The following is a 26062-nucleotide window of genomic DNA, read 5'->3' as shown; positions in this document are numbered from 1 at the left end:
AGTCCCAGACACGAATGGTCACGCGGTGTCCCTCCTGATCGTGGTGGAGTGCGCGGCCGGCCCTCCGCGGGCGGTCCGAACCAGCGGCGCAGCGCCCCGGACAGGCCGTCGCCGTCGCCGCCGGCCCAGGCGACGTACCCGTCGGGGCCGGACGAGGAGGGCGGCGGCTCCGGCGAGGGGACCGTCCGCGTCCGGGGTGCCGGTCACGGTCACCACCCGGTCCTTCCAGCCGGCCGCCGCCGCGCGCAGCCCGGCGTCGTCGGCCAGGTCGAGCAGCACTCCCTGGGCGGAGCGCAGCAGGCGCGTGGTGGTGACGGTGCCGCGGCGGTCCGCAGCGGGAGCGGCGGCAGGCGCCGGCCGGCGAGCGGATGGCCGTCGTGCCCATGGGGTGGCGGATGTCCAGGCCGCTGACGACGCCCGCGAGGTGCCGCCGTACGTCCGGGTGGACGAGGAGCTCCGCGACAGGGCGCGGAGCGGCTCGGTTTCGGCGCCGGCCGAGGTAGAGGGTGCCCTGCGCCGGGTGTTCATCAGCAGCCTGGCCCCGCGCGTGCGCTCGGAGTGGTAGGTGTCCAGCAGGCCGGGGGGCGCCCAGCCCTGGATCGTGGCGGCGAGTTTCCAGCCCAGGTTGACGGCGTTCCTGGAGGCCGGTGCTCAATCCCTGTCCTCCTGCGGGGAGATGGACGTGGCGGCGTCCCCGGCGAGCAGGATCCGGCCCCGGCGGGTACTCGTGTGACCTGGCGGGTGGCGTCGGTGAAGCGGCTGACCCACTCCGCGCGGTCCGCCGCCGATGTCCTCGCCGGTGATGCGCCGCCAGGCCGCGGCCACTTCGGCGAGCCGGGCCGCTCGCCGGGCCCGCGCACCGGGGCGCGGTCCGGGCAGACGATGACGCGGTCCACCCCGTCGCGCAGCGGTGCGGCCATCACCATGCCGCCGGCAGGCCGTTCGCCGAGGAACCGCGGCCGCACCGCGCAGCCGGCCCACGTCGGCCCAGGTACATCTCGCGGGTCGCGGGGGTCCCGGGGAAGTCGAATCCGGCCGCCGTGCGCACCGTGGCTCCGCCCGCCGTCGCAGCCCACCAGATACGCGCAGCGCAGCCGCCGGAACGCCCCCCGGGGTGTGGACGGTGGCCTGGACGGCGTCGCCGAGGTCGTCAGGCCCGGTCAGCTCCCAGCCGCGCCGGATGTCCGCGCCGAGGCCCCCGGCCCACTCCTCCAGCACGGCCTCGGTGCGGGCCTGCGGGATGCCGCGCGCCCCGAAGTGGGCGCCCGGCAGGACGGAGTAGTCGAACCGCAGGCCGCCGAAGTGTCCTCCGGGCTGGTCTCCAACTCCTCGCCGACAGGGGAGCACGCCGGCGCTGTCGAGGACCTCCATCGCCCGGGCGGTGAAGCCGAGCCCGCGCGACTGCCCGCTGGGCTCCGGCAGCCGCTCCACCACGACGACGCGCGCGCCGCCGGAGCCGCAGTTCGCCCGCGAGCATCAGCCCGGTCGGGCCGGCGCCGACGACCACGACGTCGGGTGGTCTCGACGTCGGCGGTCTCGGCGTCGGTGATCGCGACGCCGGGGCCGTCCTCTCCCCCGTCACCTCCGCCGTCCGCCGCCACCGTCCCGGGTTGTCGCGGTACCAGGCGACGGTGGCGGCGAGCCCGCGTCGAGGGGACGCGCGGCGCGTTAGCCGAGCTCCTCCCGGATCTTGCGGTCGTCCAGCGCGTAGCGCAGGTCGTGCCCCTTGCGGTCGGCCACGTGGCGGACCAGGGAGGGATCGGCCCCGCACAGGCGGCAGGAGCGTTTCGGTCAGGTCGGAGTTGGTCAGTTCGTCGCCGCCGCCCACGTTGTAGACCTCGCCCGCCCGGCCGTGGGTCAGCACCAGGTGGACGGCCCGGGCAGTGGTCGTCCACGTGCAGCCACTCGCGGCGGTTGCGGCCGTCCCCGTAGAGCGGGACCGGCTCGCCCCGCAGCAGATTGGTGACGAACCGCGGGATCAGCTTCTCGGGGTGCTGGCGGGGGCCGTAGTTGTTGGAGCACCGGGTGACGGACACGTCCAGCCCGTGGGTGCGCCAGTACGACCGTGCGACGAGGTCGGAACCCGCCTTCGTGGCGGCGTAGGGGGAGTTGGGAGCAGCGGGGACTCCTCGGTCCACGACCCCTCGGCGACGGAGCCGTAGACCTCGTCGGTGGAGACGTGCACGACGCGCTCCACGCCGGCGCGCACGGCCGGGCCTCCAGCAGCGTCTGGGTGCCCAGCACGTGGTGCGCGGCGAACTCGCCCCGTGCGCCGACCGAGCGGTCGACGTGCGACTCGGCGGCGAAGTGCACCACCGCGTCGTGGCCCGGCAGCAGTCCGTCCAGCAGCTCCGGGTCGCAGACGGTCGCCGTGGACGAAGTCGAGGCCGCTCGTGGGAGGCGGGGAGGTTGGCCCGGTCGGCCCGCGTAGGTCAGCCGGTCGAGGACGGTGATCCGCGGCAGGGCCGCTGCCGATCGTGCCGTCCAGCAGCGACCGCACGTAGTGGGAGCCGATGAACCCGGCGCGCGCCGGTGACGAGGATCCTCATGAGGGCCGCCCTCGGGCGCTCCGCGGCCGGGCCCTCGGTGATCTCCATGATGTACTGCCGTAGGGGGAGTTGGCCAGGGCCCGGCCGAGGCGGTGGCAGGCGTCGCGGTCGATGTACCCCATGCGCCGGCGATCTCCTCGACGCAGCCGATCCTTACGCCCTGCCGGTGTTCCAGGATCTGCACGTACTGGCTCGCCTCCGTCAGGGCGTTGTGGGTGCCGGTGTCCAGCCAGACGAAGCCGCGTCCAGTTCGACGAACGCGGCCTTGCCGCGCCGGAGATAGGCGAGGTTCACATCGGTGATCTCCAGCTCGCCGCGCATCCGGAGGGGCGCAGGCCGCGGGCGATCCGACGACGTCGTTTGTCGTAGAAGTACAGGCCGGTGACGGCCAGTTGGAGCGGGGCGCGGCGGGCTTCTCCTCGATGGAGACCATGCGGGCGGCCGGACGCGTCGGTCTCCTCCCGACGCCGTACCGCTCCGGTCGCGGACCGGGTAGCCGAAGAGGGACGCAAGCGTCGAGGTCCCGGGCGCTGGGAGCGGGAGCAGTTCGCCGAAGCCGGGCCCGTGAAGAGTGTTGTCGCCGGAGCACCAGAGGCCACCGGTTTCGTCGCCGATGTGGTCGGCGACACGAGGAACGCGTCGGCCAGGCCCCGGGGTTGTTGTCCTGCTCCGCGTAGCTGAGGGTCAGGCCCAGCGAGGAGCCGTCGCCGAAGCAGGCGCGTGGAAGCCGCGGCGTGCGCCCGGCGCGGAGATGATCTCGTGGATGTCCGTGACCCCGGCCAGCATCAGCACGGACAACGGGTAGTAGACCATGGGCTTGTCGTAGACCGGCAGCAGCTGCTTGGAGACGCCCAGGCTGATCGGTGCAGCCGCGAACCCGTGGCCGCCGGCCAGGATGATGCCCTTCACGCCCCCGCCTCTCCGGGCTCGCCGAACCAGCGCCGCAGGGCCTCCCCGGGCCCGTTCCGCGCCGCCCCGGCGGCCGTGGCCGCCCAGGCGACGTGGCCGTCCGGGCGGAGCAGGACGGCGTCCGTGCCGTCCGGCAGCCCGTCCGGGCGCGGTCCGTCGAGGCGGGCGGCGGTGTACCGGACGCGGTCCGCCCACGGCGCGGCCTGCGCGCGGATCCGGTCGTCGCCGACGAGGTCCAGCAGGACGCCGCCGCCGGCGCGGAGCAGCCGGAAGCCGGTCGACGGCCGGTCCCCCACGAGCAGTCGGAGGCAGGGCAGCCGGGCACCGCACAGCGGATGGCCGCCGTCCGGGCCCATGTCGTAGCGGACGTCGAGACCGGAGATCATCCCGGCCAGGTGGACGCGGACCTCCTCCAGCGGGATCAGCTCGCCGAGGAGGGCGCGCAGCGGATCGGCCTCCGGTCCGCCGAGCAGCAGGCCCGCCTGGATCCCGATGTTCCCCAGGACTCTCAGGCCGACGGCCCGGCGTTCGGTGTCGTAGGTGTCGAGCAGATCCGCCGGTGCCCGGCCGCGGACCGTGGCGGCGAGCTTCCAGCCGAGGTTGACGGCGTCCTGGAGGCCCAGGTTGAGGGCCTGTCCGCCGATCGGCATCTGCCGGTGGGCCGCGTCACCCGCGTAGAGGACGCGGCCGTGGCGGTAGCGGGCGAGCTGCCGGGAGGCGTCCCCGAAGGCGTTCACCCACAGCGGGGTCCCGGCACCGATGCGCTCCCCGGTGACGCGCTCCCAGGCCGCGGCGACCTCGGCGAACTCCGGTGCGGCGGTGCGCCGTCGGGCGGCGGCGCCGAACTCGTGCACCATCACGCGGGTCACGCCGTCGGGGCGCCGGGCCGCGACGGCCAGGCCGCCCGGTAGGCGTTCGAAGCGCCGGTCGGGGACGTCGATGCCGGCCACGTCGGCGCGCAGCAGCTCCCGCCCCGCGTCGTGCCCGGGGAAGCGGGGGGCCAGCAGCCGGCGGACGGTGCTGTCCTCCCCGTCGCAGGCGACGGCGTAGGCGGCCCGGACGACGACGGTGCCGTCCGGTCCCGAGGCCCGGGCCTCGACGTGGTCCTCCCCCGCGGTGAGGGTGTGCAGTTCGTGGCCGCGCCGCACGTCGGCACCGAGCGAACGGGCCCATGCGTCGAGGAGTTCCTCGGTCCGGCCCTGCGGCACCTTCCACTGGCCGGAGCAGGGCCCGGGCAGCGTGAGGTCGAGGGGGATGCCGCCGAAGTGGCCCCGGGGTTCGCGGGGCGGGTCGCCGAGCCGGCCGAGGAGCCCCCGGCCGTCCAGCAGTTCCGCGGTTCTGGCGTGCAGGGTGGAGGCCCGGGACTCGGTGGTCGGTCCGGTGCGCCGCTCCAGGACGGTCACCTCGGCGCCGCCCAGCCGCAGTTCGCCCGCGAGCATCAGCCCGACGGGGCCGCCGCCGACGACCAGGACCTCGGTGGTGAGCGGGGTCGCGTTCTCGGCTGCCATGGTCAGCGCCTGCTCTCCGCGTGGTCCTTGGCGTGGCCCAGGGTGGCGCGGCTGTTGGCCCCGAGGGCGTCGCGCACGTAGGCGCGGGCGTCGGCGACGGTGGCGCGCGGGCCGAGGACGGCCGCGATGTTCGCCGTGTTGAGCACGACGGTGTGCTGCGAGGTGGCGGCGACCCGGCCGTCGGCGGCCGGGAGGAAGGTCCAGTACCCGGTGTGCACGGTCATCAGCGCCGGCAGGGTCACCTGCTTGTAGACGATCCTGTCGTGCGGGAAGCACACGCGGAACGACTCGGTGGTGTGCGTCGAACCGTCCTTCGCCACAGTGTCCATGCGCAGCCGTTGCAGCCCCGGGGTGTCCTCCGTCAGCTGTACGGCGGACACGTGCGGCAGCCGGCGGTCCCACAGCCGGGCCTCGTCGACGAAGGCGTAGGCGTCCTCGGCCGCGCCCTCGATGTGCACGGTGTCCTCGAAGGAGAACAGCGTCTCGTCACCGGCCCGTTCGGCATGGGCCTTGAGCGCGGCCAGCTCCGCGCCGGAGTTGCGGTCCACGGCGCGGTCGATCCACTCCAGCCCGGCCGGATCGTCGTCCACCGCCCGGTAGTCGTGCAGCAGCCGGACGCGGGACGTGGCCGCCGTCAGACGGTTCGATCACCCGGGTGATCGAACCGCTGACGGCGGCCACGTCCCGCGTCCGGCTGCTGCACGACTACCGGGCGGTGGACGACGATCCGGCCGGGCTGGAGTGGATCGACCGCGCCGTGGACCGCAACTCCGGCGCGGAGCTGGCCGCGCTCAGGCCCATGCCGAACGGGCCGGTGACGAGACGCTGTTCTCCTTCGAGGACACCGTGCACATCGAGGGCGCGGCCGAGGACGCCTACGCCTTCGTCGACGAGGCCCGGCTGTGGGACCGCCGGCTGCCGCACGTGTCCGCCGTACAGCTGACGGAGGACACCCCGGGGGCTGCAACGGCTGCGCATGGACACTGTGGCGAAGGACGGTTCGACGCACACCACCGAGTCGTTCCGCGTGTGCTTCCCGCACGACAGGATCGTCTACAAGCAGGTGACCCTGCCGGCGCTGATGACCGTGCACACCGGGTACTGGACCTTCCTCCCGGCCGCCGACGGCCGGGTCGCCGCCACCTCGCAGCACACCGTCGTGCTCAACACGGCGAACATCGCGGCCGTCCTCGGCCCGCGCGCCACCGTCGCCGACGCCCGCGCCTACGTGCGCGACGCCCCTCGGGGCCAACAGCCGCGCCACCCTGGGCCACGCCAAGGACCACGCGGAGAGCAGGCGCTGACCATGGCAGCCGAGAACGCGACCCCGCTCACCACCGAGGTCCTGGTCGTCGGCGGCGGCCCCGTCGGGCTGATGCTCGCGGGCGAACTGCGGCTGGGCGGCGCCGAGGTGACCGTCCTGGAGCGGCGCACCGGACCGACCACCGAGTCCCGGGCCTCCACCCTGCACGCCAGAACCGCGGAACTGCTGGACGGCCGGGGCTCCTCGGCCGGCTCGGCGACCCGCCCCCGCGAACCCCGGGGCCACTTCGGCGGCATCCCCCCTCGACCTCACGCTGCCCGGGCCCTGCTCCGGCCAGTGGAAGGTGCCGCAGGGCCGGACCGAGGAACTCCTCGACGCATGGGCCCGTTCGCTCGGTGCCGACGTGCGGCGCGGCCACGAACTGCACACCCTCACCGCGGGGGAGGACCACGTCGAGGCCCGGGCCTCGGGACCGGACGGCACCGTCGTCGTCCGGGCCGCCTACGCCGTCGCCTGCGACGGGGAGGACAGCACCGTCCGCCGGCTGCTGGCCCCCCGCTTCCCCGGGCACGACGCGGGGCGGGAGCTGCTGCGCGCCGACGTGGCCGGCATCGACGTCCCCGACCGGCGCTTCGAACGCCTACCGGGCGGCCTGGCCGTCGCGGCCCGGCGCCCCGACGGCGTGACCCGCGTGATGGTGCACGAGTTCGGCGCCGCCGCCCGACGGCGCACCGCCGCACCGGAGTTCGCCGAGGTCGCCGCGGCCTGGGAGCGCGTCACCGGGGAGCGCATCGGTGCCGGGACCCCGCTGTGGGTGAACGCCTTCGGGGACGCCTCCCGGCAGCTCGCCCGCTACCGCCACGGCCGCGTCCTCTACGCGGGTGACGCGGCCCACCGGCAGATGCCGATCGGCGGACAGGCCCTCAACCTGGGCCTCCAGGACGCCGTCAACCTCGGCTGGAAGCTCGCCGCCACGGTCCGCGGCCGGGCACCGGCGGATCTGCTCGACACCTACGACACCGAACGCCGGGCCGTCGGCCTGAGAGTCCTGGGGAACATCGGGATCCAGGCGGGCCTGCTGCTCGGCGGACCGGAGGCCGATCCGCTGCGCGCCCTCCTCGGCGAGCTGATCCCGCTGGAGGAGGTCCGCGTCCACCTGGCCGGGATGATCTCCGGTCTCGACGTCCGCTACGACATGGGCCCGGACGGCGGCCATCCGCTGTGCGGTGCCCGGCTGCCCTGCCTCCGACTGCTCGTGGGGGACCGGCCGTCGACCGGCTTCCGGCTGCTCCGCGCCGGCGGCGGCGTCCTGCTGGACCTCGTCGGCGACGACCGGATCCGCGCGCAGGCCGCGCCGTGGGCGGACCGCGTCCGGTACACCGCCGCCCGCCTCGACGGACCGCGCCCGGACGGGCTGCCGGACGGCACGGACGCCGTCCTGCTCCGCCCGGACGGCCACGTCGCCTGGGCGGCCACGGCCGCCGGGGCGGCGCGGAACGGGCCCGGGGAGGCCCTGCGGCGCTGGTTCGGCGAGCCCGGAGAGGCGGGGGCGTGAAGGGCATCATCCTGGCCGGCGGCCACGGGTCGCGGCTGCACCCGATCACCCTGGGCGTCTCCAAGCAGCTGCTGCCGGTCTACGACAAGCCCATGGTCTACTACCCGTTGTCCGTGCTGATGCTGGCCGGGGTCACGGACATCCAGATCATCTCCGCGCCGGGCGACGCCGCCGGCTTCCAGCGCCTGCTCGGCGACGGCTCCTCGCTGGGCCTGACCCTCAGCTACGCGGAGCAGGACAAACCCCGGGGCCTGGCCGACGCGTTCCTCGTGTCCGCCGACCACATCGGCGACGAACCGGTGGCCCTGGTGCTCGGCGACAACATCTTCCACGGGCCCGGCTTCGGCGAACTGCTCCGCTCCAGCGCCCGGGACGTCGACGGCTGCGTCCTCTTCGGCTACCCGGTCCGCGACCCGGAGCGGTACGGCGTCGGGGAGACCGACGCGTCCGGCCGCCTGGTCTCCATCGAGGAGAAGCCCGCCGCGCCCCGCTCCAACCTGGCCGTCACCGGCCTGTACTTCTACGACAACGACGTCGTCCGGATCGCCCGCGGCCTGCGCCCCTCCGAGCGCGGCGAGCTGGAGATCACCGATGTGAACCTCGCCTATCTCCGGCGCGGCAAGGCCCGGTTCGTGGAACTGGGACGCGGCTTCGTCTGGCTGGACACCGGCACCCACAACGCCCTGACGGAGGCGAGCCAGTACGTGCAGATCCTGGAACACCGGCAGGGCGTAAGGATCGGCTGCGTCGAGGAGATCGCCTGGCGCATGGGGTACATCGACCGCGACGCCTGCCACCGCCTCGGCCGGGCCCTGGCCAACTCCCCCTACGGGCAGTACATCATGGAGATCACCGAGGGCCCGGCCGCCGGAGCGCCGAGGGCGGCCTCATGAGGATCCTCGTCACCGGCGGCGCCGGGTTCATCGGCTCCCACTACGTGCGGTCGCTGCTGGACGGCACGATCGGCAGCGGCCTGCCGCGGATCACCGTCCTCGACCGGCTGACCTACGCGGGCGACCGGGCCAACCTCCCCGCCTCCCACGAGCGGCTCGACTTCGTCCACGGCGACGTCTGCGACCCGGAGCTGCTGGACGGACTGCTGCCGGGCCACGACGCGGTGGTGCACTTCGCCGCCGAGTCGCACGTCGACCGCTCGGTCGGCGCCGGGGCGGAGTTCGCGCGCACCAACGTGCTGGGCACCCAGACGCTGCTGGAGGCGGCCGTGCGCGCCGGCGTGGAGCGCGTCGTGCACGTCTCCACCGACGAGGTCTACGGCTCCGTCGCCGAGGGGTCGTGGACCGAGGAGTCCCCGCTGCTCCCCAACTCCCCCTACGCCGCCACGAAGGCGGGTTCCGACCTCGTCGCACGGTCGTACTGGCGCACCCACGGGCTGGACGTGTCCGTCACCCGGTGCTCCAACAACTACGGCCCCCGCCAGCACCCCGAGAAGCTGATCCCGCGGTTCGTCACCAATCTGCTGCGGGGCGAGCCGGTCCCGCTCTACGGGGACGGCCGCAACCGCCGCGAGTGGCTGCACGTGGACGACCACTGCCGGGCCGTCCACCTGGTGCTGACCCACGGCCGGGCGGGCGAGGTCTACAACGTGGGCGGCGGCGACGAACTGACCAACCTCGACCTGACCGAACGGCTCCTGCGCCTGTGCGGGGCCGATCCCTCCCTGGTCCGCCACGTGGCCGACCGCAAGGGGCACGACCTGCGCTACGCGCTGGACGACCGCAAGATCCGGGAGGAGCTCGGCTACGCGCCGCGCGTCCCCTTCGACGCGGGCCTCGCCGCCACCGTCGCCTGGTACCGCGACAACCCGGGACGGTGGCGGCGGACGGCGGAGGTGACGGGGGAGAGGACGGCCCCGGCCGTCGCGATCACCGACGCCGAGACCGCCGACGTCGAGACCACCGACGTCGTGGTCGTCGGCGCCGGCCCGACCGGGCTGATGCTCGCGGGCGAACTGCGGCTCGGCGGCGCGCGCGTCGTCGTGGTGGAGCGGCTGCCGGAGCCCAGCGGGCAGTCGCGCGGGCTCGGCTTCACCGCCCGGGCGATGGAGGTCCTCGACCAGCGCGGCGTGCTCCCCCTGTTCGGCGAGGAGTTGGAGACCAGCCCGGAGGGACACTTCGGCGGCCTGCGGTTCGACTACTCCGTCCTGCCGGGCGCCCACTTCGGGGCGCGCGGCATCCCGCAGGCCCGCACCGAGGCCGTGCTGGAGGAGTGGGCCGGGGGCCTCGGCGCGGACATCCGGCGCGGCTGGGAGCTGACCGGCCTGACCGACCTCGGCGACGCCGTCCAGGCCACCGTCCACACCCCGGAGGGCGTCCGGCGGCTGCGCTGCGCGTATCTGGTGGGCTGCGACGGCGGGCGGAGCCCGGTGCGCACGGCGGCCGGATTCGACTTCCCCGGGACCCCCGCGACCCGCGAGATGTACCTGGCCGACGTGGCCGGCTGCGCGGTGCGGCCGCGGTTCCTCGGCGAACGGCTGCCCGGCGGCATGGTGATGGCCGCACCGCTGCGCGACGGGGTGGACCGCGTCATCGTCTGCCCGGACCGCGCCCCGGTGCGCGGGCCCGGCGAGCGGCCCGGCTTCGCCGAAGTGGCCGCGGCCTGGCGGCGCATCACCGGCGAGGACATCGGCGGCGGACGCGCGGAGTGGGTCAGCCGCTTCACCGACGCCACCCGCCAGGTCACCGAGTACCGCCGGGGCCGGATCCTGCTCGCCGGGGACGCCGCCCACGTCCATCTCCCCGCAGGAGGACAGGGATTGAGCACCGGCCTCCAGGACGCCGTCAACCTGGGCTGGAAACTCGCCGCCACGATCCAGGGCTGGGCGCCCCCCGGCCTGCTGGACACCTACCACTCCGAGCGGCACGCCGTCGGGGCCAGGCTGCTGATGAACACCCGGGCGCAGGGCACCCTCTACCTCGGCGGCGCCGAAACCGAGCCGCTCCGCGCCCTGTTCGCGGAGCTCCTCGTCCACCCGGACGTACGGCGGCACCTCGCGGGCGTCGTCAGCGGCCTGGACATCCGCCACCCCATGGGCACGGACGGCCATCCGCTCGCCGGCCGGCGCCTGCCGCCGCTCCCGCTGCGGACCGCCGCGGGCACCGTCACCACCACGCGCCTGCTGCGCTCCGCCCAGGGAGTGCTGCTCGACCTGGCCGACGACGCCGGGCTGCGCGCGGCGGCGGCCGGCTGGAAGGACCGGGTGGTGACCGTGACCGGCACCCCGGACGCGGACGGTCCCCTCGCCGGAGCCGCCGCCCTCCTCGTCCGGCCCGACGGGTACGTCGCCTGGGCCGGCGGCGACGGCGACGGCCTGTCCGGGGCGCTGCGCCGCTGGTTCGGACCGCCCGCGGAGGGCGGCCGCGCACTCCACCACGATCAGGAGGACACCGCGTGACCATTCGTGTCTGGGACTATCTGCCCGAGTACGAGAAGGAGCGGGACGACCTGCTCGCGGCCGTCGAACAGGTCTTCTCCTCCGGGCAGTTGGTGCTCGGCGGCAGCGTGCGGGGCTTCGAGGAGGAGTTCGCCCGCTACCACGGCACCGGCTTCTGCACGGGCGTCGACAACGGCACCAACGCGCTCGCGCTCGCCCTGGAGGCGCTGGGCGTCGGGCCGGGCGACGAGGTCGTCACGGTGGCCAACACCGCTGCGCCGACCGTCGTCGCCATCGTCTCCACCGGAGCCGTCCCGGTCTTCGTGGACGTCCGCGAGAAGGACTTCCTCATCGACACCGACCGGGTCGAGGCCGCGATCACCCCGCGCACCAAGGTCCTGCTGCCGGTCCATCTCTACGGGCAGTGCGCGGACATGGCGCCGCTGGAGCGGATCGCGCGGCGCCACGGGCTGAAGATCCTGGAGGACTGCGCCCAGGCGCACGGAGCCCGTCACCACGGCCGGATCGCCGGCACGATGGGCGACGCCGCCGCGTTCTCCTTCTACCCCACCAAGGTGCTCGGGGCCTACGGCGACGGGGGAGCGGTGCTCACCGACGACGAGGAGACCGACCGCGCCCTGCGGCAACTGCGCTACTACGGCATGGACAGGACGTACTACGTCGTCAGGACGCCCGGTCACAACGCGCGGCTGGACGAGGTGCAGGCGGAGATCCTCCGCCGCAAGCTCGGCCGCCTCGACTCCTACATCGAGGGCCGGCGCGCGGTCGCCCGCCGGTACGAGGAGGGCCTCGGCGACCTGACCGGACCGGGCGGGCTCGTGCTGCCGTCCGTCAACGAGGGCAACGACCACGTCCACTACGTGTACGTCGTCCGCCACCCGCGGCGCGACGCCGTCCTGGAGGCGCTGGAGGCCCGGGGCATCTCCCTCAACATCAGCTATCCGTGGCCGGTGCACACCATGTCCGGCTTCGCGCACCTCGGCTGGTCCGAGGGCTCGCTGCCGGTCACGGAACGACTGGCCGGCGAGATCTTCTCGCTGCCCATGTACCCCTCGCTCCCCGAGGCGGTGCAGGAGCGGACCATCGCGGCCCTCCGCGAGGTCCTCGCCGCGCTCTGAGACGGGCTCTGAGACGGGCACCCCCCACTGGAAGGAAGCTCTCGAACCATGCCAGCCACCACCGTCGCCCGGCCGACCGGCATCTACGCCGCCGGTGACCTCTACGACGCCATCTACCGCGGACGCGGCAAGGACTACCGGGCCGAGGCGGCCGTGGTCGCCCGGCACATCCGCCGCCACCACCCGGGCGCCGCGTCCCTGCTCGACGTCGGCTGCGGCACCGGCGGCCATCTGCGGTACTTCGCCCAGGAGTTCACCCGGTGCGAGGGCATCGACGCGGCCGACGGCATGCTGGAGGTCTGCCGCCGGGAGAACCCGGACGTCCCGGTCGCCACCGGGGACATGCGGGCCTTCCGCACCGGCCGCCGCTACGACGCGGTCGTCTCCCTCTTCAGCGCCGTGGGCAACCTCGGCGGGACCGGCGAACTGGACGCCTCGCTGGCCTCGTTCGCCGCCCACCTGGAACCGGGCGGCGTCGTCGTGGTCGAACCCTGGTGGTTCCCGGCCAACTTCACCCCCGACCACGTCGGGGCCAGCGTCTCGACCGTGGACGGCCGCACCGTCGCCCGCGTCTCCCACACGGTCCGCGAGGGGGACGCCGCCAGCCGGATGGAGGTCCACTACGTCGTCGCCGAACCGGGGAAGGGCGTGAGGCACTTCACCGACACCCATGTGATGGCGCTCTTCACCCGGGAACAGTACGAGACCGCCTTCACCCGGGCCGGCCTCGCCGTCGAGTACGTCACCGGCGAGTACCCCGGCAACGGCCTCTTCGTGGGCGTGCTCCGGGCGGGGCGGTGAGCGGGGTGCGGACCGAGAAGCTGGACATCGAGGGCGCCTTCGCCTTCGCACCGCCCGTGTACCGGGACGAACGCGGCCTGTTCACCTCGCCGTTCCGGGAGGAGGCGTTCGCCGGGGCCGTCCGCGACCGGCTCTTCCCGGTGCGCGACGTCAGCCACAACGTGTCCGCCCGCGGCGTCCTCCGCGGCGTCCACTACACCGCCGCGCCGCCCGGCCGCGCCAAATACGTCTACTGCCCCCACGGCCGGGTCCTCGACTACCTCGTGGACCTGCGGGTGGGCTCGCCGACCTTCGGCCGCTGCGACGCGAGCGAGCTCGGCGGCGACGGCGGCCGGGCCCTGTACGTCCCCGTCGGGGTGGGACACGCCTTCCTGTCCCTGGAGGACGGTTCGGTGGTGGTGTACCTGATGTCGGAGGGCTACGCCCCCGACCGCGAGCACGCCGTCGACTCCCTCGACCCGGCCCTCGCCCTGCCCCTCCCGGACGGGGCGGACCCCGTCCGCTCGCCGCGCGACCTCGCCGCGCCCACGCTCGCCGAGGCCGCGGAGCGGGGGCTGCTGCCCGACTACGCCGCCTGCCGGGAAGCGGAGGACCGGCTGTGGCCGTGACCGCCCCGCTCGTCGCCCTGCTCGGCGCCTCCGGCTTCGTCGGCTCCGCCGTCCTGCGCGAACTGGCGCGCGGGCCCCTGGCGGATCAGGGCGGTGTCCCGGCGGCCCGTGGCCGTCCCGCCCGGGGCCCGCGCCGCCGTCGAGGTCCGCGCCGCCGACCTCACCGCCCCCGGCGCGATGGCGGCGGCCGTCGCGGACGCCGACGTCGTCGTCCACGCGGTGGCCCACATCGCCGGCGGGACGACCTGGCGGATCGAGGACGGCGACGCGGCCGCCGAACGCGTCAACGTCGGCCTGGTCCGCGACCTCGTCGGCGCGCTCGCCGCCCGGCCCCGCCGGGAGCCGGCCACGGTGCTGTTCGCCGGCGCCGTCTCCCAGGCGGGCCCCCTGGACAAGGACGTGCTCGACGGCACCGAGACCGACCGGCCGGCGGGGGAGTACGACAGCCAGAAGCTGCGCGCGGAACGGCTGTTGCTGGCCGCGGACGCCGAGGGCGTCCTGCGCGGCGTCTCCCTCCGGCTGCCCACCGTCTTCGGCTACGGGCCCGGATCCGTGGCCCGGGACAAGGGCGTGGTGACGACGATGGCCCGCAGGGCGCTGGCCGGGGACCCGATCACCATGTGGCACGACGGCACGGTCCGCCGCGACCTGCTGTACTCGGCCGACGCCGCCCGGGCCTTCGTCGCCGCCGCCCGGCACGCCGGGGCGCTGTCCGGCCGGCACTGGCTGCTCGGCACCGGCCGGGGCGAGCCCCTCGGCGCCGTCTTCGGGCAGGTGGCCGCCCTGGCCGCGGAGCACACCGGCCGCCCGCCCGTCCCCGTGGTCTCCGTCGAACCCCCCGCGCACGCCGAGCCGGGCGACTTCCGGAGCGTGACCGTCGATGCCTCCGCGTTCCGGGCCGCCACCGGCTGGCGGCCGGAGGTGCCCCTCGCCGAGGCCCTGCGGCGCACCGTCGCCTTCTGCGCGGAAGGCGCGGAGAGGAACCTGCCGTGACCGCCGCCGCGCCGGTGCGCCCCCGGACCGAACAGGCGCTGTCCGCCCGGCTGGCCCGGTCGGCCGCGGCCCCCGCCGGCCGGGGCCCGGCCACCGAGGACGTCCCCCGCTGGCTGGCGGAACGGGCCGACGCCCACCGCTTCGTAGTGGAACGGGTGCCGCTCGACGAGCTCGACGGCTGGTCGACCGCCCCCGGGACGGGCAACCTCGTCCACCGCAGCGGCCGGTTCTTCTCCGTCGAGGGCCTGGAGGTCTCGGCCTCCGAAGGGCCCTTCGCGCGGTGGCGGCAGCCCGTCATCCACCAGCCCGAGACCGGCGTCCTGGGCATCCTGGCCAAGGAGTTCGACGGCGTCCTGCACTTCCTGATGCAGGCCAAGATGGAACCCGGCAACCCCAACCTGCTCCAGCTGTCGCCCACCGTGCAGGCCACCTTCAGCAACTACTCCGGGGCGCACCGGGGCGCGCCCGTGAAGTACCTCGACCACTTCCTGGTCCCCGGCCGCGGCCGGGTGCTCGCCGACTCCCTCCAGTCGGAGCACGGCGCGTGGTTCTTCCGCAAGGCCAACCGCAACATGCTGGTCGAGACGGACGAGGACGTGCCGCCGCACGAGGACTTCCGCTGGCTGACGCTCGGTCAGATCGGGGCGCTGCTGCGGCTCGACACCGTCGTCAACATGGACGCGCGCACCGTCGTCGCCTGCTTCCCGATGTCCGCGCCCGAGACCGGGGCGCTCCGCTCCGACACCGAACTGCTGTCGTGGATCACCGCCGAGCGGGCCCGCCGCACCATGACGGCCCGGCGCGTCCCGCTGGCCGAGGTGGACGGCTGGGAACGCGGGGAGTCGGCCATCGGCCGGCCGGACGGGCGGTACTTCCGGGTCGTGGGGGTCGCCGTCGAGGCGGGCAGCCGGGAGGTGCCCGGCTGGTCGCAGCCCCTGTTCGAGCCGGTCGGCACCGGGGGTGACCGCCTTCCTCCACCGGCGGATCGGCGGGGTGCCGCACCTGCTGGTGGCGCGCCAGGGCGGAACCGGGTTTCGTGGACACCCTGGAGCTGGCGCCGACCGTCCAGTGCACCCCCGGCGAACTGGGCCGGTGTGCCGGCCGCGGACCGGCCCCCCTTCCTGGACGCCGTCCTGGCCGCGGGGCCGGACCGGATCCGTTACGCGGCACTCCACTCCGAGGAGGGCGGCCGGTTCCTCGACGCGGTGAGCCGCTGCCTGTTCGTCGAGGCCGACGCCGCGACCGCGCCCGACTCCCCGCCGCCCGGCTTCCAGTGGGCGTCCGTGGGGCAGCTCAACGCGCTCACGGCGCATCCGCACTACCTCAACGTGCAGGCCCGGACGCTGCTGTCCTGCGTCAACTCCGGTGCGGTGCGGCTGTAGTCCGGCCTGTGGGGCCCCTTCCCGTCGGCTTCCCGCCGACGGGAAGGGGCCCCACGGCTGTTCAGCCGCCGGTGACGCCGATGGCGTGGCGGACCGCGGCCGGGTCGTCGACGGTCGCGAGCAGGGCCGTGGCCAGGTCGGCCCGGGAGAGGCTGGAGCCGGTGATGTTCTTCTCCAGCGCCGTGCGGTACCGGCCGGTGCCCGGCTTGTCCGTCAGGTACGGCGGGCGCACCACGGTCCAGTCGGTGTCGCTGCGGGCCAGGAGGTGCTCCATCCGCTCCATGTCCGCGTAGGTGGTGCGGTAGACGGCGCGGATGAGCGCGGTGACGGTGTAGCGGAACCAGAACGGTTCGCCCGCGCCCGAGCGCAGGGCGGGCTGGGCGCTGACGACGACGATCCGGCGAACGCCCGTGTCCTGCATGGCCGTCAGGATGCTCCGGGTGCCGTTGTGGCATATCCCGCCGGTGTCCTTGCGGTCCCTGGGCCCGAGCGCCGAGACGACGGCGTCGCTGCCGTCGAGCGCCGGCTTTCAGGGTTTCGGGGGCGGCCAGGTCGGCCGTGACGACGTCGAGGGCCGGGTGGTCGACGGGCAGCCGGGCCGGGTCACGGACGACGGCGCGCACCCGGTGTCCGCCGTCGAGCGCCTGCTCGACGACGAGGCGGCCGGTGCCGCCGGTGGCGCCGAAGACGGTGAGTCGCATGGGAGTCCTCTTTTCAGGGGGAAGGGCGGACTGCTCACGAGCGGTGCGCGGCCGCCGAGGCGGCGAGCCGGGCGACCACGTCGCGGGGGTCCGGCATGGCCGCGAGCTCGGCGGCGACGTCCTCGCTGACCGCGCGGAATCCCGGCTGCCGTACCACCCGCCGGAGCGCCTCGGCCGCCGTCGCGGCGGTGCATCCGGCCGGATCCACCGCCACGCCCGCGCCGCGCTCCTCCACGACCCGGGCGTTGGTCAGGGCGTCCCCCTTGGTCGTCGGAACGATCACCTGGGGGACCCCCGCGGTGAGGGCCGAGAACATCGTACTCATGCCGCCGTGGTGGACGACGGCGGCGCAGGTGGGCAGGACCGCCCCCAGTGGAAGGAAGGAGTCCATCGGCCGTACCCGGTCGGGGAGTTCGCCCAGCAGGGCGGTGAGGTCGGAGCCGCCGGCGGTCACCACGACCTCGGCGTCCAGCACCTCGCTGCCCCGGATGACCGCCGAAAGCAGCTCCGCCTGCCCGTCGTTGTGGGCGGCGACGGAGCCCAGGGTGAGCAGGATCCGGGGGCGGCCGGGGGCCTTGAGGGCCCACGGGGGCACCTCTCCGCCGCCGTTGTAGGTGCACGGCCGGAGCGGCAGGACCTCGTAGGGGGCCCCGTCCCCGGGCGAGGACGGATTGATCTTCTCCAGGGAGTCCGGCGCCAGGGCGAGTTCGGCGTCGGGGTGGCGGGGCGGCGCGGTGACGCCGGCCTCGGCGACGACGGGCGGGAGGACGTCGGTGCCGAGCGGGAACAGCGGGTGCCGCAGCCCGATGCCGTGGACCACGGCCAGGCTTCCGGCCGCCCGGGCGGCGAGCAGCCCGGCGGGGAGCATGGGCGGGTAGAGGACGACGTCGGCCCGCCAGTCCCGGGCGATGCGGACCAGGCCGGGGGAGCATCATCTCCCCGATCCGGCCGAACGCGCCGAAGACCCGTTGCATGACCTGGGCCACCGACAGCTCCTCGCCCACGGCCGTGGACGCGAGGTGCACATACGGCGCGGTGATGTCCTCGCCCGGGGCGGGGTCGCAGGCGGCGAGCCCGGCTCCGGTCGCGGCGCGCAACGCGGGGCCGCCCGCGACGAAGAGGACCTCGTGCCCGGCGAGCCGGGCGGCGTGGGCCCAGCGGGACCAGGGGGACGGTGTGGGAGAAGCCGGGCGTGGTCGTGAACAGGAAGCGCATGGTTCCGGTCGCCTTTCGTCGTTCGGTCGGCACCCGCGCGATCCGGCCCCGCCACCCCATGGGCCCCAGCTTCGGTGATCTCCGGCGGTCCGGACGGCATCCGCGCGCGATCTGTCCGGAAGTTGACGCTCTGCTGACAAAGATCGGGTTCCCCCTGACGGAGCCTGACACCGACCGGACGGTTCCCGCCTTGTCCGGGTCCTTTCGACCGGCAAGACTGACGACCACGACACCGTGCGCCCTCGCGTCGGCCTGCCTCGGCCCCCCGACTCCGCCCACCCGCCCGCCTTTCCGCGCGCGGCTCCGGCGGGCAGGCCCCCGGCCGCACCGGCTCCCCGACTGCCCCGGTACAGCCCCCCGGATCTCCCGATACAGCCCCTCGGACGAAGTGGATCGCGAGAACACCATGCAGGACGCCCCCGAGTTCCTCCACTCCGGTTTCCACGCCGCCGCACGGCGTCACCCCGACCGTCCCGCGCTCGAACTGGGCGGCCGCACCTGGACGTACGCGGAGCTGGACGAGACGGTCCGCCGCTGGGCCGCCGCCCTCCTCGCGGTGGCGGACCGGCCACGGCGGATCGGCGTCCTCGGCCACCGCAGCCTCGTCACCTACGCGGGCTTCCTCGCGGGCCTGTACACGGGAGCGGCCGTGGTCCCGCTCAACCGGAAGTATCCGGTGGCCCGCAACCGGGACATCGCCGAACGGTCGGAACTGGACGTCGTCCTGGCCGACGACCGCTCCGTCCCGCAGCTCCCGGACCTGCTGGACGGACTGGAGCACGTCCCCGCGGTCGTCCTCCCGGAGACCGCGGAGGTGCCCGCCGACCTGCCGTCCCGGGCCCGCGTGCTCACCCGCGCCGACGTCGCCGGCACCACCCCCCTGACCGGGCCGGTCCTCCCGGACCCGGACGACACCGCCTACATCATCTTCACCTCCGGCTCGACGGGCCGCCCCAAGGGCGTGCCCGTCGCCCACGCCAACATCGCCCACTTCCTGCGGGTCAACTCCGAGCGGTACCGGGTGCGTCCGGAGGACCGCTTCGCCAACACCGCCGACCAGACCTTCGACCTGGCCGTCTTCGAGGTCTTCATGCCCTGGGGCGCCGGTGCCTGCCTGGTGCCGCCGGACCCGGCCCAACTGCTCTCCCCGCTCGACTTCATCCGCGAGAAGCGGATCACCGTCTGGTTCTCGGTCCCCTCCGCGGCCGTGCTCCAGCACCGCAGGGGGCTGTTCGCCCCCGGCAGCCTGCCGTCGCTGCGGCTGAGCCTGTTCGGCGGCGAGGCGCTGCCCGCCTCCACCGCCGCGGCCTGGCAGGAGGCCGCGCCCGGCTCGGTGGTGGACAACCTCTACGGCCCCACCGAGGCGGCCGTGGCCTGCCTCGTGCACCGCTGGGACCCCGGCCACCTCGCCCGCGCGGGCGGTCAACGGGGTCGTCCCCCATCGGCACGCCCTACCCCGGCATGACGGCCGTCGTGCTGGACGAGGACGGCGCACCGGTGCCCGACGGTGCGGCGGGGGAACTCTGCCTGCACGGGCCGCAGGTCTTCGCCGGCTACTGGAGGGCCCCCGAACTGACCGGCCGGGCCTTCCACCTCGCGGCGCCGCACGGGGGAGAGCCCCGCCGCTGGTACCGCACCGGCGACCTCTGCCGCAGGACGGCCGACGGGGAGTACGTCTTCCTCGGCCGCCTCGACTCCCAGGTGAAGATCCTCGGCCACCGCATCGAGACCGGCGAGGTCGAGGCCCAACTGCTGCGGCAGAAGGGGGTCGAGGAGGCCGTCGTCCTGGCCGTGCCGGGCGAGGAGGAGGGCACCTCCGCGCTGGCGGCGGTCCTCTGCGGCGACGGGCTCGACGTGTACGCCGTCGAGGAGGGCCTCCAGGACGCCCTGCCCCCCTACATGATCCCGATGACCTTCCACCTCCTGGACGGTCTTCCGCTGAACGCCAACGGCAAGGTCGACCGCAGGGCGTTGCGGGACCGGGTGGTCTCCGGCGAGCTGGAGCCCTTCCCGCTGTGACGCCGCCCGTGACCCCGCCGCGACCCCTCCGCGCCACCACGCCGCCCGGCCCCGCCGGGCACCCGTCACCGTCGAAAGGGACAGCAGTGAAGACCGGCAGCATCCACCTCGCCGGGATCGGCTCGTACATCCCGCGGACCGTCCCCGTCGCCCACGCGGTGCGCGACGGACTGATCGACGACGTCGCCGCCGAGGAGAGCGGCATCGTCTCCGTCGCCGTCGAAACCGCCCTGTCGGCAACGGACATGGCGGTGCGGGCCGCCGAAGTGGCCGTCGCGCGCTCCGGCCCACCGCCCCGAGGACTTCGCCGCCCTGCTCCACTGCGGCGCCTACTACCAGGGGCCCGACAGCTGGTCCGCGCCGCACCACGTCCTCGACCGCACCCTGGGCCGGCCGGTCACCGCGCTGGAGGTCCGGCAGGGCTGTCTGGCCATGCTGACCTCGCTGCGGCTGGCCGCCGCGCTGCTGACCGCCGAGCAGGACACCGCCGAGGCGGTGCTCATCACCGGAGGGGACAACTTCTCCACCCCCCTCGTCGACCGCTGGCGGGACTCCGAGCACGCCATGTACGCCGACAGCGGCGCCGCCCTGGTGGTCTCGCGCGCGGGCGGCTTCGCGGAGGTGCTCTCCGTCGTCTCCCGCTCGGTGCCGGAACTCGAATCGATGCACCGCTACGGCGAACCGCTGCTGCCGCCGGCCCGGCCCGCCGAGCGCCCCCTGCACGTCGGCCCCCGGCTCCAGGCCTGGTCCGAGCGGCCGGGCGCCGGCGCCCACGACATGATCGAAGCGGTCACCCGCTACGGGCAGTTGGTCGCCGAGACCGCCGAACAGGGCCTGGCCGAGGCAGGGATCGGTCGGTCCGGCCTCGCCCGGGTCGCCCGACGTCGGATTCCACGAGGACCCGCTGCACTCCCTGCTGCTGGACTCCATCGGCATCCCGCGAAGCAGGGGACCTGGGAGTTCATGAGGACCATCGGCCACGCCAGCGTCAGCGACCCGGTGCTGGGCCTCGAACACCTGTGGACCACCGGCCAGGTGACCGAGGGCGACCACGTCATGCTCCTCGGCGCCACCGAGGGCATGGAGGCCGGCTGCGCCGTCGTCCGGATCACCACCGCATACGACCGCGACGCCTGACCCGGCGTCGCGCCGCCGCACCCCACGCCCCAGAAAGGGATCACCGATGACCACGACGCCCGCGGAGTCCCCCGTCCCCACGGTCGAGGACGTCAGGGAGGCCGTCGCCGCGGCCCTCCGCCTCCCCGCCGAGGAGATAGCCGACGACACCGACCTCGCCCAACTCGGCCTCACGTCCCTCCAGATCATGCGGCTCAGCGGCCGCTGGCGGCGGAACGGCCCTGCCGGTGGACTTCGCGACACTGGCCACCGACCCCACGGTGCTGGCCTGGTCCCGGCACCTCGCCGCCGCCGCACCGGCCGCGTGACCGGGGAGGAGCGGCCGGTGCGCACCGAAGGCGTGACGGCGGCCGGCGGGCTGCGGGACGCCGTGCGGGGTGACGTACTCCTCCCCGGGCGGCGCGGAGTTCGAGGCGGGCTGCGCGGGATTCCAGACCGCCGCCCGGCACCGGCCCTCCGTCCTGGTCCGTGCGTCCGGGCCCGAGGACGTGGCGGCGGCCGTGGCGGCACGCCGCCGCCCGCGCCCTGCCCGTCGCCGTGCAGGCGACCGGTCACGGGCTCTCGGTCCCGGCCGACGGGGGCATGCTGATCAGCACCGCCGCGATGCGCGGGGTCACCGTGGACCCGGTGGCCCGCACGGCGCGCGCGTGGCGGCCGGCACCCCGTTCGCGGACGTCATCGACGCCGCCGCGCCGCCACGGGCTCGCGCCGCTGAACGGCTCCTCCCCGGGAGTGGGGGCCGTCGGCTATGTGCTCGGCGGCGGACTGGGGCTGCTGGCCCGGCAGTTCGGTTACGCGGCCGACCACGTGCGGGCCGTCGAGCTGGTCACCCCCGACGGGCGTCCCCGGCGGGTGACGGAGGACAGCGACCCCGAACTGTTCTGGGGCCTGCGCGGCGCCGGCGCCAACTTCGGCGTGGTGACGGCCGTCGAGCTCGGCCTGGTGCGCGTCACGCGCGTCCACGGCGGCGAGCTGGTCTTCGACCTAGCCCGCACCCCGGACCTGCTGGACGTCCACCGGCGGTGGACCCGTGAGCTCCCGAGGAACTGACGTCCTCCGTCTCCCTGGTCGTGTACCCGGGACCTGCCGGCGCTTCCGCCCCGGCTGCGCGGCCGCACCTGGCCAGGTGCGGATCGTCACAACGGCCGGACCGGCCGTCGCCGAGGCCCTGGTGGCACCGCTCCGCGCGCTCGGGCCGGTGTCCGACGGGGTCGCGGAGATGCCGTACACCGAGTGCGGCGCCGTCTACAACGACCCGCCGCACCCGCACGCCTACCTGGGCGACAACGTGCTGGTGCGGGACTTCGACGGGGAGCAGGCCGCGGCCGTCACCCGGCTCACCGGCCCCGGCTCCCCGGTGCCCTGTGTGCTCGACGTCCGGCACCTGGGCGGCGCGCTGGGCCGGCCGCCCGCCGTGCCGAACGCGGTGGGCCACCGCGCCGCCGGCTACCTGGTGCGCGTCCTGTCGCCGCTGGCCCTCGCCGACGCCGGGGAGGCCGCGGCCCTGCACCGGAAGGTGCTGGACGTGTTCGCCCGGGAGCGGCTGGGGCGTGCCCAGAACCTGGTGTAGGCGGCGGGTGGACGGGGGACGCGGCCGCGCCGGCCGAGGACTTCTGGGAGCCCGCCGACCACCGCCGGCTGGCCGCGCTCAAGGCCCGGCTCGATCCGGACAACCTGCTGCGGTACAACCGCAACGTCCGGCCGCTACAGGGAAGGTGACTCCACCGGCTCCGGCGGCGGGTAGAGCGCCGCGAGCCTGGCCACCGCGAGGGACATCTCCCGGACGGCCCCGGGCGGGGAGACGACCTCCACGTCCGCGCCGAACTGCAGCAGTTGGCAGACCGCCCCGGTCACCGGGTACACCAGCTCGGCCGTCCGCCACGCGTCCGGGGCCGGGCCTTCCCCGTCCCCGGACGCGCCGTCGTCCTGCGACAGGCCGAGGAAGCTCGGCCCGGTGATGCGCTGGAGCATGTCCAGGCGGTACTGCCGCACCCGCACCAGGACCCGGACGCCGGTGCTGCGGTCCTCCATCCCCCGCCGCAACTCCTCCCAGACGTCGGCCAGTTCCACGCCGTCGCGGCGCCGTACCGGTTCGTCGGTGACCGTGAAGTCCGCGAGCCGGTCGGCGTGGAAGAGCCGGGGCGCGCCCCGCTCGTCGGCGACGAGGTACCAGACACCGGCCTTGGAGGCCAGGCCGTACGGGTCGACGAGATAGGAGTCGAGCCGCGTGCTGCCGCTGTGCCGGTAGGCGATCCGCACCCGCCGGTCGGCGACGGCCGCGGAGTGCAGGGCCTCCAGCCCGGCCGCGCCGCGCGGTCCGGCCAGCCAGCGGTCGGGGTCGATGAGGACGCGGCGGCTGGCCAGTTCGGCCGCCGGACGGTGCGGTGCGGGCAGCGCGGCCATCATCTTGCGCAGGGCGGAGGCCCGGGCCCGGTCGAGCCCCAGGGCGGAGTGGGCGCTCTGCGCCACCAGGACGAACAACGCCCGCGCCTCGTCGGCGGTCAGGCCGGTCATGTCCGTGCGGAACCCGGGGAGCAGGCGGATGCCGCCGTACTTCCCCCGCTCCGCGTAGACCGGGGACGCCCGCCGCCGACAGCGCCTCCACGTCGCGGTAGACGGTGCGGGACCGACACCTCCAGACGCCCGGCGAGTTCGCTCGCGGGGATCAAGTCCCTTTGCTGGAGCAGGAGCAGGATGGACAGCAGTCGGTCGAACTTCACCCCGCAAGTCTCTCCCATACCTGTCGGCAGGTGTCAGGTTTCGCCTCCATGATCGTGTCACCGGACCGACAGAACGGAGGGAAGCCGTGCGGCAGGCCCACATCCGGACGCTGGCCACCGAGATCGGCCACGGGGAGAACGCCACGGGCGACCGGGTGCGCGACGCCTACGGCGCCGAGGACTTCGCGCGGCTGTCCCGGCTCAAGGCGGCCTACGACCCGCACAACCTCTTCCGCCTCAACTACAACATCCCGCCGGCGGACGGCACCGCCCGCTGAGCCGGACGGCCCCGAACTCCCGTCCCGGTGCGAGATCCCCCGCCGCACCGGGACGGGCCACTCCCCTCACCGCGGGCCCCACCACAGGCCCCACCACAGGCCCACCGCGGCACACGACCACTGGAGAAACGGATGAACTACTCCTCTGCCCCCTCCGCCCCCCGGACCCGGGGGTCCGCCGACGGGCGGGCGCCGCTGCCCGACGCCGTCGACCGCCGGCTCCGCCTGCTGCTCCTCCTGGACGCCGCCGGCATGGCCGTCGTCCGGTGCCGGATACCTGGCGGCCGCGGGCCCGTTGGGCCGGCTCTTCGGAACCGGCACGGCGCTGGTCGCGGGGATCGGCGGCGTCATGGTGGCGGGCGGCGCCGCGATCGCCGCCGTGGGCCGGAAGCGGACCGTGTCCACCAGGGCGGTGCGCGGTGCCAGTCGCGGGCGGTGCCTTCTGGGTGGCGCTGAGCCTGGCCACGCTGGCCTTCGGCTGGCTGGAGCTGACCACCACGGGACTGGTGTGGACCTGGCTGCAGATCGCGCCGGTCGCGGTCTCGCGGGGCTGGAGGCGCGGGGCGCTGCGCACGCGAGACGCGCGGGATCTGAGCGCCGCGGGCCGGACGCCCGCTACTCCGCCGGGCGGCCGGAGGGCCGGGCCGAGACCGTCGAGGTAGGGCAGACCGTGGTCCCCCTCGACGGTCCCCTCGACGTCGAACCACTCCCGGAAGTCGAGCGGGTAGCGATGATCTCGGCGGCGCTGCGCTGGCAGTTCCGCGGTGGGGGCCGCCTCCTCCGCTCCCAGATCATCACGGCCCCCCAGCGGTTCCGCTCCGGGCGGAAATCCAGAATTTCACCACCAGGCCGGGGATACCGGACCAGGATTTCCCGGCTCTCCTCGGATGAATTCACGCAGTGTCCCGGCGGTCTGCTCCGATGCGCCGAGATCCACCAAGCGATCATTGCCTTCATGGCGCCAGTGTAGGAATCCGGCACCCCCGGAGGTCCCCATGGCCCTGGATTCCCGGGCATTTGTCGTTCCTCTGACATATCTGACGCTGTACTGTGCAACGCGGCAATTGAGTAGCGGCTACTCATGCGGTCCGCACCGCACGGTGATCGAATTCGGGGACCGCGGCCCACCGCCGCCGGGCCGACCCGAAGGAGGATGCTGGTGCGCACGAGCCGTCGATCCTGGAATGACCCCATGACGCGCGCCCGGACCCGACGAACTCGTCCGGGCCGCGATGGGCATGGCCACTTCGCCCCCGATGACCGGGTCCCGTTCTGGCTTCCGGCGCGCGGCGACCCTGGACTTCGACCCTGGCGGACGTCAAGGCTACGACGAGCTGGCACTCTTCCCCAACCTGTGGCCAACGTAGCAGCGCGACGTGCCAGGCCGTCCGACCTCGTGCCTACGGCGGTACGGCGCACGCCGACGTCGTCGGCGCAAATCTTACGAGCAGCGGCTGGCACACGGCGCCCTCCAAGTGCGGGTGGTGCTGCCCGGCGCGACTGCGGAGAAGCGGTCGCCTAGAGCAACGCAAACTATCGACGTGCACGTTGATTCCCGCGCGGCGACGACTGAGCTTAGCTGGGCACTCACCCGTCGGTGTCCGTTCACATCGTCGTCGAGATCTCCGGCGCTCTGCGCTCACCCACGGCCAGCTACGGGTATCCCGTGGACCTCGACCCGACGCTGGGCCAAGCGGCTCATCGCCGACGCCGGGAGCACGAGGCACGACGCCTACGCGGAAACCACGTCGTCCTGTACCAGGCCCAAGCGACGCAACATCTGCGCACAAACAGCCCGGCTCGGCGTGTCTGAGCCGGTGACTGCACACGCGGATGCTGGAGCGCACGCACGCGCGACGACCTACGTCGAGATCTGTCAACGAGAAGGTGCGG

General features: G+C 74.6%; 26 protein-coding genes and 10 pseudogenes. 23 read left to right on the top strand and 13 right to left on the bottom strand.

The features are described 5' to 3' along the window. Positions 1 to 207: 207 nt before the first annotated feature. A pseudogene (locus ABD794_RS18200) lies at positions 208 to 465 on the bottom strand (aromatic-ring hydroxylase C-terminal domain-containing protein); the annotation flags it as partial. Between ABD794_RS18200 and ABD794_RS18195 the strand changes: the two are divergent. After that, positions 389 to 565 carry a hypothetical protein gene (locus ABD794_RS18195; protein ID WP_344964645.1) on the top strand — a complete coding sequence of 59 codons (177 nt, stop codon included), beginning with the start codon at positions 389 to 391 and terminating at the stop codon, positions 563 to 565. The pseudogene ABD794_RS18200 and the gene ABD794_RS18195 overlap by 77 nt on opposite strands. Positions 566 to 651: 86 nt before the next feature. Here the strand turns inward: ABD794_RS18195 and ABD794_RS18190 are convergent, their stop codons facing one another. The 6 genes and pseudogenes from ABD794_RS18190 to ABD794_RS18165 all read right to left on the bottom strand — a co-directional run. Next, positions 652 to 1431 (bottom strand): FAD-dependent monooxygenase, encoded by a 780-nt coding sequence (locus ABD794_RS18190; protein WP_344964630.1) that lies wholly within the window; start codon positions 1429 to 1431, stop codon positions 652 to 654. Positions 1432 to 1940: 509 nt separating this feature from the next. Beyond that, positions 1941 to 2138: pseudogene (locus ABD794_RS19235) on the bottom strand (GDP-mannose 4,6-dehydratase); the annotation flags it as partial. Positions 2139 to 2274: 136 nt separating this feature from the next. Further along, a pseudogene (locus tag ABD794_RS19230) lies at positions 2275 to 3237 on the bottom strand (sugar phosphate nucleotidyltransferase); the annotation flags it as partial. Further along, on the bottom strand, positions 3234 to 3458 hold the full coding sequence (locus ABD794_RS18175; RefSeq protein ID WP_344964628.1) for a sugar phosphate nucleotidyltransferase: 225 nt from the start codon (positions 3456 to 3458) through the stop codon (positions 3234 to 3236). The gene ABD794_RS18175 and the pseudogene ABD794_RS19230, both read right to left, overlap by 4 nt. Beyond that, on the bottom strand, positions 3455 to 4966 hold the full coding sequence (locus ABD794_RS18170; RefSeq protein ID WP_344964626.1) for an FAD-dependent monooxygenase: 1512 nt from the start codon (positions 4964 to 4966) through the stop codon (positions 3455 to 3457). Before ABD794_RS18170 ends, ABD794_RS18175 begins: the two co-directional genes overlap by 4 nt. A gap of 2 nt (positions 4967 to 4968) precedes the next feature. Further along, positions 4969 to 5647, bottom strand: a pseudogene (locus tag ABD794_RS18165) (SRPBCC family protein); the annotation flags it as partial. On the opposite strand from ABD794_RS18165, the gene ABD794_RS19225 reads away from it, so the two are divergent. Then, the gene (locus tag ABD794_RS19225) at positions 5622 to 5909 is read left to right on the top strand and encodes an SRPBCC family protein (protein ID WP_425586060.1); all 288 of its coding nucleotides are present in this window, start codon (positions 5622 to 5624) and stop codon (positions 5907 to 5909) included. The pseudogene ABD794_RS18165 and the gene ABD794_RS19225 sit on opposite strands and share 26 nt — an antisense overlap. Before the next feature lie 110 nt (positions 5910 to 6019). Here ABD794_RS19225 and ABD794_RS19220 read toward each other — a convergent pair whose 3' ends face one another. Further along, on the bottom strand, positions 6020 to 6145 hold the full coding sequence (locus ABD794_RS19220; RefSeq protein WP_425586064.1) for a hypothetical protein: 126 nt from the start codon (positions 6143 to 6145) through the stop codon (positions 6020 to 6022). Between the two features lie 127 nt (positions 6146 to 6272). On the opposite strand from ABD794_RS19220, the pseudogene ABD794_RS18155 reads away from it, so the two are divergent. The 11 genes and pseudogenes from ABD794_RS18155 to ABD794_RS19215 all read left to right on the top strand — a co-directional run. After that, positions 6273 to 6434, top strand: a pseudogene (locus ABD794_RS18155) (FAD-dependent oxidoreductase); the annotation flags it as partial. 139 nt (positions 6435 to 6573) lie between these two features. Next, positions 6574 to 7785: an FAD-dependent monooxygenase gene (locus ABD794_RS18150; RefSeq protein WP_344964624.1), complete on the top strand. Its 1212-nt coding sequence runs from the start codon at positions 6574 to 6576 to the stop codon at positions 7783 to 7785. Continuing rightward, entirely contained in the window at positions 7782 to 8678 is an 897-nt protein-coding gene (gene rfbA, locus ABD794_RS18145; RefSeq protein WP_344964622.1) for a glucose-1-phosphate thymidylyltransferase RfbA, read from the top strand. Before ABD794_RS18150 ends, rfbA begins: the two co-directional genes overlap by 4 nt. After that, positions 8675 to 9625, top strand: a pseudogene (gene rfbB / locus ABD794_RS18140) (dTDP-glucose 4,6-dehydratase); the annotation flags it as partial. The gene rfbA and the pseudogene rfbB, both read left to right, overlap by 4 nt. Before the next feature lie 42 nt (positions 9626 to 9667). Beyond that, a complete protein-coding gene (locus tag ABD794_RS18135) occupies positions 9668 to 11197 on the top strand; it encodes an FAD-dependent monooxygenase (RefSeq protein ID WP_425586062.1) in 1530 nt (509 codons plus the stop codon). Then, positions 11194 to 12315, top strand: a complete 1122-nt coding sequence (locus tag ABD794_RS18130; protein ID WP_344964620.1) for a DegT/DnrJ/EryC1/StrS family aminotransferase — start codon at positions 11194 to 11196, stop codon at positions 12313 to 12315. The genes ABD794_RS18135 and ABD794_RS18130 overlap by 4 nt, the downstream gene beginning before the upstream one ends. 48 nt (positions 12316 to 12363) lie before the next feature. Beyond that, complete coding sequence (locus tag ABD794_RS18125) at positions 12364 to 13116, top strand: class I SAM-dependent DNA methyltransferase (protein ID WP_344964617.1); 753 nt, start codon at positions 12364 to 12366, stop codon at positions 13114 to 13116. A gap of 5 nt (positions 13117 to 13121) precedes the next feature. Further along, complete coding sequence (locus tag ABD794_RS18120; RefSeq protein ID WP_344964616.1) at positions 13122 to 13724, top strand: dTDP-4-dehydrorhamnose 3,5-epimerase family protein; 603 nt, start codon at positions 13122 to 13124, stop codon at positions 13722 to 13724. 108 nt (positions 13725 to 13832) lie between these two features. Further along, the gene (locus tag ABD794_RS18115) at positions 13833 to 14717 is read left to right on the top strand and encodes an NAD-dependent epimerase/dehydratase family protein (protein ID WP_344964614.1); all 885 of its coding nucleotides are present in this window, start codon (positions 13833 to 13835) and stop codon (positions 14715 to 14717) included. Next, positions 14714 to 15664, top strand: a pseudogene (locus ABD794_RS18110) (NDP-hexose 2,3-dehydratase family protein); the annotation flags it as partial. The gene ABD794_RS18115 and the pseudogene ABD794_RS18110, both read left to right, overlap by 4 nt. Before the next feature lie 147 nt (positions 15665 to 15811). Beyond that, positions 15812 to 16099: an NDP-hexose 2,3-dehydratase family protein gene (locus tag ABD794_RS19215; protein WP_425586061.1), complete on the top strand. Its 288-nt coding sequence runs from the start codon at positions 15812 to 15814 to the stop codon at positions 16097 to 16099. Positions 16100 to 16160: 61 nt separating this feature from the next. Here ABD794_RS19215 and ABD794_RS18105 read toward each other — a convergent pair. From ABD794_RS18105 to ABD794_RS18095, 3 genes and pseudogenes are all read right to left on the bottom strand, one after another. Beyond that, a pseudogene (locus tag ABD794_RS18105) lies at positions 16161 to 16565 on the bottom strand (NAD(P)-dependent oxidoreductase); the annotation flags it as partial. A 121-nt stretch (positions 16566 to 16686) separates the two neighbouring features. Next, positions 16687 to 16800: pseudogene (locus ABD794_RS18100) on the bottom strand (NAD(P)H-binding protein); the annotation flags it as partial. A 34-nt stretch (positions 16801 to 16834) separates the two neighbouring features. Next, positions 16835 to 17710: a nucleotide disphospho-sugar-binding domain-containing protein gene (locus ABD794_RS18095; RefSeq protein ID WP_344964639.1), complete on the bottom strand. Its 876-nt coding sequence runs from the start codon at positions 17708 to 17710 to the stop codon at positions 16835 to 16837. A gap of 693 nt (positions 17711 to 18403) precedes the next feature. Here ABD794_RS18095 and ABD794_RS18090 point away from each other — a divergent pair. The 7 genes from ABD794_RS18090 (at position 18404) to ABD794_RS18060 (ending at position 22890) form a co-directional block, all read left to right on the top strand. Beyond that, positions 18404 to 19480: an AMP-binding protein gene (locus ABD794_RS18090; RefSeq protein WP_344964610.1), complete on the top strand. Its 1077-nt coding sequence runs from the start codon at positions 18404 to 18406 to the stop codon at positions 19478 to 19480. Beyond that, a complete protein-coding gene (locus ABD794_RS18085) occupies positions 19477 to 20034 on the top strand; it encodes an AMP-binding enzyme (protein ID WP_344964608.1) in 558 nt (185 codons plus the stop codon). Before ABD794_RS18090 ends, ABD794_RS18085 begins: the two co-directional genes overlap by 4 nt. Positions 20035 to 20346: 312 nt before the next feature. Continuing rightward, complete coding sequence (locus ABD794_RS18080) at positions 20347 to 21171, top strand: 3-oxoacyl-[acyl-carrier-protein] synthase III C-terminal domain-containing protein (protein ID WP_344964637.1); 825 nt, start codon at positions 20347 to 20349, stop codon at positions 21169 to 21171. A 46-nt stretch (positions 21172 to 21217) separates the two neighbouring features. Beyond that, a complete protein-coding gene (locus tag ABD794_RS18075) occupies positions 21218 to 21760 on the top strand; it encodes an acyl carrier protein (protein ID WP_344964607.1) in 543 nt (180 codons plus the stop codon). Next, positions 21709 to 22221 carry an FAD-binding oxidoreductase gene (locus tag ABD794_RS18070; protein WP_344964605.1) on the top strand — a complete coding sequence of 171 codons (513 nt, stop codon included), beginning with the start codon at positions 21709 to 21711 and terminating at the stop codon, positions 22219 to 22221. The genes ABD794_RS18075 and ABD794_RS18070 overlap by 52 nt, the downstream gene beginning before the upstream one ends. A 76-nt stretch (positions 22222 to 22297) precedes the next feature. Further along, positions 22298 to 22741: a hypothetical protein gene (locus ABD794_RS18065; RefSeq protein WP_344964643.1), complete on the top strand. Its 444-nt coding sequence runs from the start codon at positions 22298 to 22300 to the stop codon at positions 22739 to 22741. A gap of 68 nt (positions 22742 to 22809) precedes the next feature. Continuing rightward, a complete protein-coding gene (locus ABD794_RS18060; RefSeq protein WP_344964634.1) occupies positions 22810 to 22890 on the top strand; it encodes a hypothetical protein in 81 nt (26 codons plus the stop codon). Here ABD794_RS18060 and ABD794_RS18055 read toward each other — a convergent pair. Then, positions 22876 to 23891, bottom strand: a pseudogene (locus ABD794_RS18055) (helix-turn-helix transcriptional regulator). The gene ABD794_RS18060 and the pseudogene ABD794_RS18055 sit on opposite strands and share 15 nt — an antisense overlap. Before the next feature lie 86 nt (positions 23892 to 23977). On the opposite strand from ABD794_RS18055, the gene ABD794_RS18050 reads away from it, so the two are divergent. After that, complete coding sequence (locus tag ABD794_RS18050) at positions 23978 to 24169, top strand: BBE domain-containing protein (RefSeq protein WP_344964603.1); 192 nt, start codon at positions 23978 to 23980, stop codon at positions 24167 to 24169. Between the two features lie 66 nt (positions 24170 to 24235). Here ABD794_RS18050 and ABD794_RS18045 read toward each other — a convergent pair whose 3' ends face one another. Further along, entirely contained in the window at positions 24236 to 24574 is a 339-nt protein-coding gene (locus ABD794_RS18045; RefSeq protein ID WP_344964602.1) for a hypothetical protein, read from the bottom strand. A 14-nt stretch (positions 24575 to 24588) separates the two neighbouring features. On the opposite strand from ABD794_RS18045, the gene ABD794_RS18040 reads away from it, so the two are divergent. Together ABD794_RS18040 and ABD794_RS18035 are read left to right on the top strand one after the other, a co-directional pair. Then, entirely contained in the window at positions 24589 to 24831 is a 243-nt protein-coding gene (locus ABD794_RS18040) for a hypothetical protein (RefSeq protein ID WP_344964601.1), read from the top strand. 935 nt (positions 24832 to 25766) lie between these two features. Beyond that, the gene (locus tag ABD794_RS18035; RefSeq protein ID WP_344964599.1) at positions 25767 to 25982 is read left to right on the top strand and encodes a hypothetical protein; all 216 of its coding nucleotides are present in this window, start codon (positions 25767 to 25769) and stop codon (positions 25980 to 25982) included. Positions 25983 to 26062: the final 80 nt, after the last annotated feature.

The organism is Streptomyces thioluteus (genome assembly GCF_039535865.1).
Note: the sequence above shows the minus strand (reverse complement) of the source record. Positions and strands in the feature narration are given on the sequence as shown.

What these genes read in the sequence shown, in the direction of transcription:
- ABD794_RS18170 (WP_344964626.1), bottom strand. Translation starts at nt 4,966, where the DNA reads ATGGCAGCCGAGAACGCGACCCCGCTCACCACCGAGGTCCTGGTCGTC.
- ABD794_RS19220 (WP_425586064.1), bottom strand. Translation starts at nt 6,145, where the DNA reads ATGTTCGCCGTGTTGAGCACGACGGTGTGCTGCGAGGTGGCGGCGACC.
- ABD794_RS18125 (WP_344964617.1), top strand. Translation starts at nt 12,364, where the DNA reads ATGCCAGCCACCACCGTCGCCCGGCCGACCGGCATCTACGCCGCCGGT.
- ABD794_RS18085 (WP_344964608.1), top strand. Translation starts at nt 19,477, where the DNA reads ATGACGGCCGTCGTGCTGGACGAGGACGGCGCACCGGTGCCCGACGGT.
- ABD794_RS18075 (WP_344964607.1), top strand. Translation starts at nt 21,218, where the DNA reads ATGACCACGACGCCCGCGGAGTCCCCCGTCCCCACGGTCGAGGACGTC.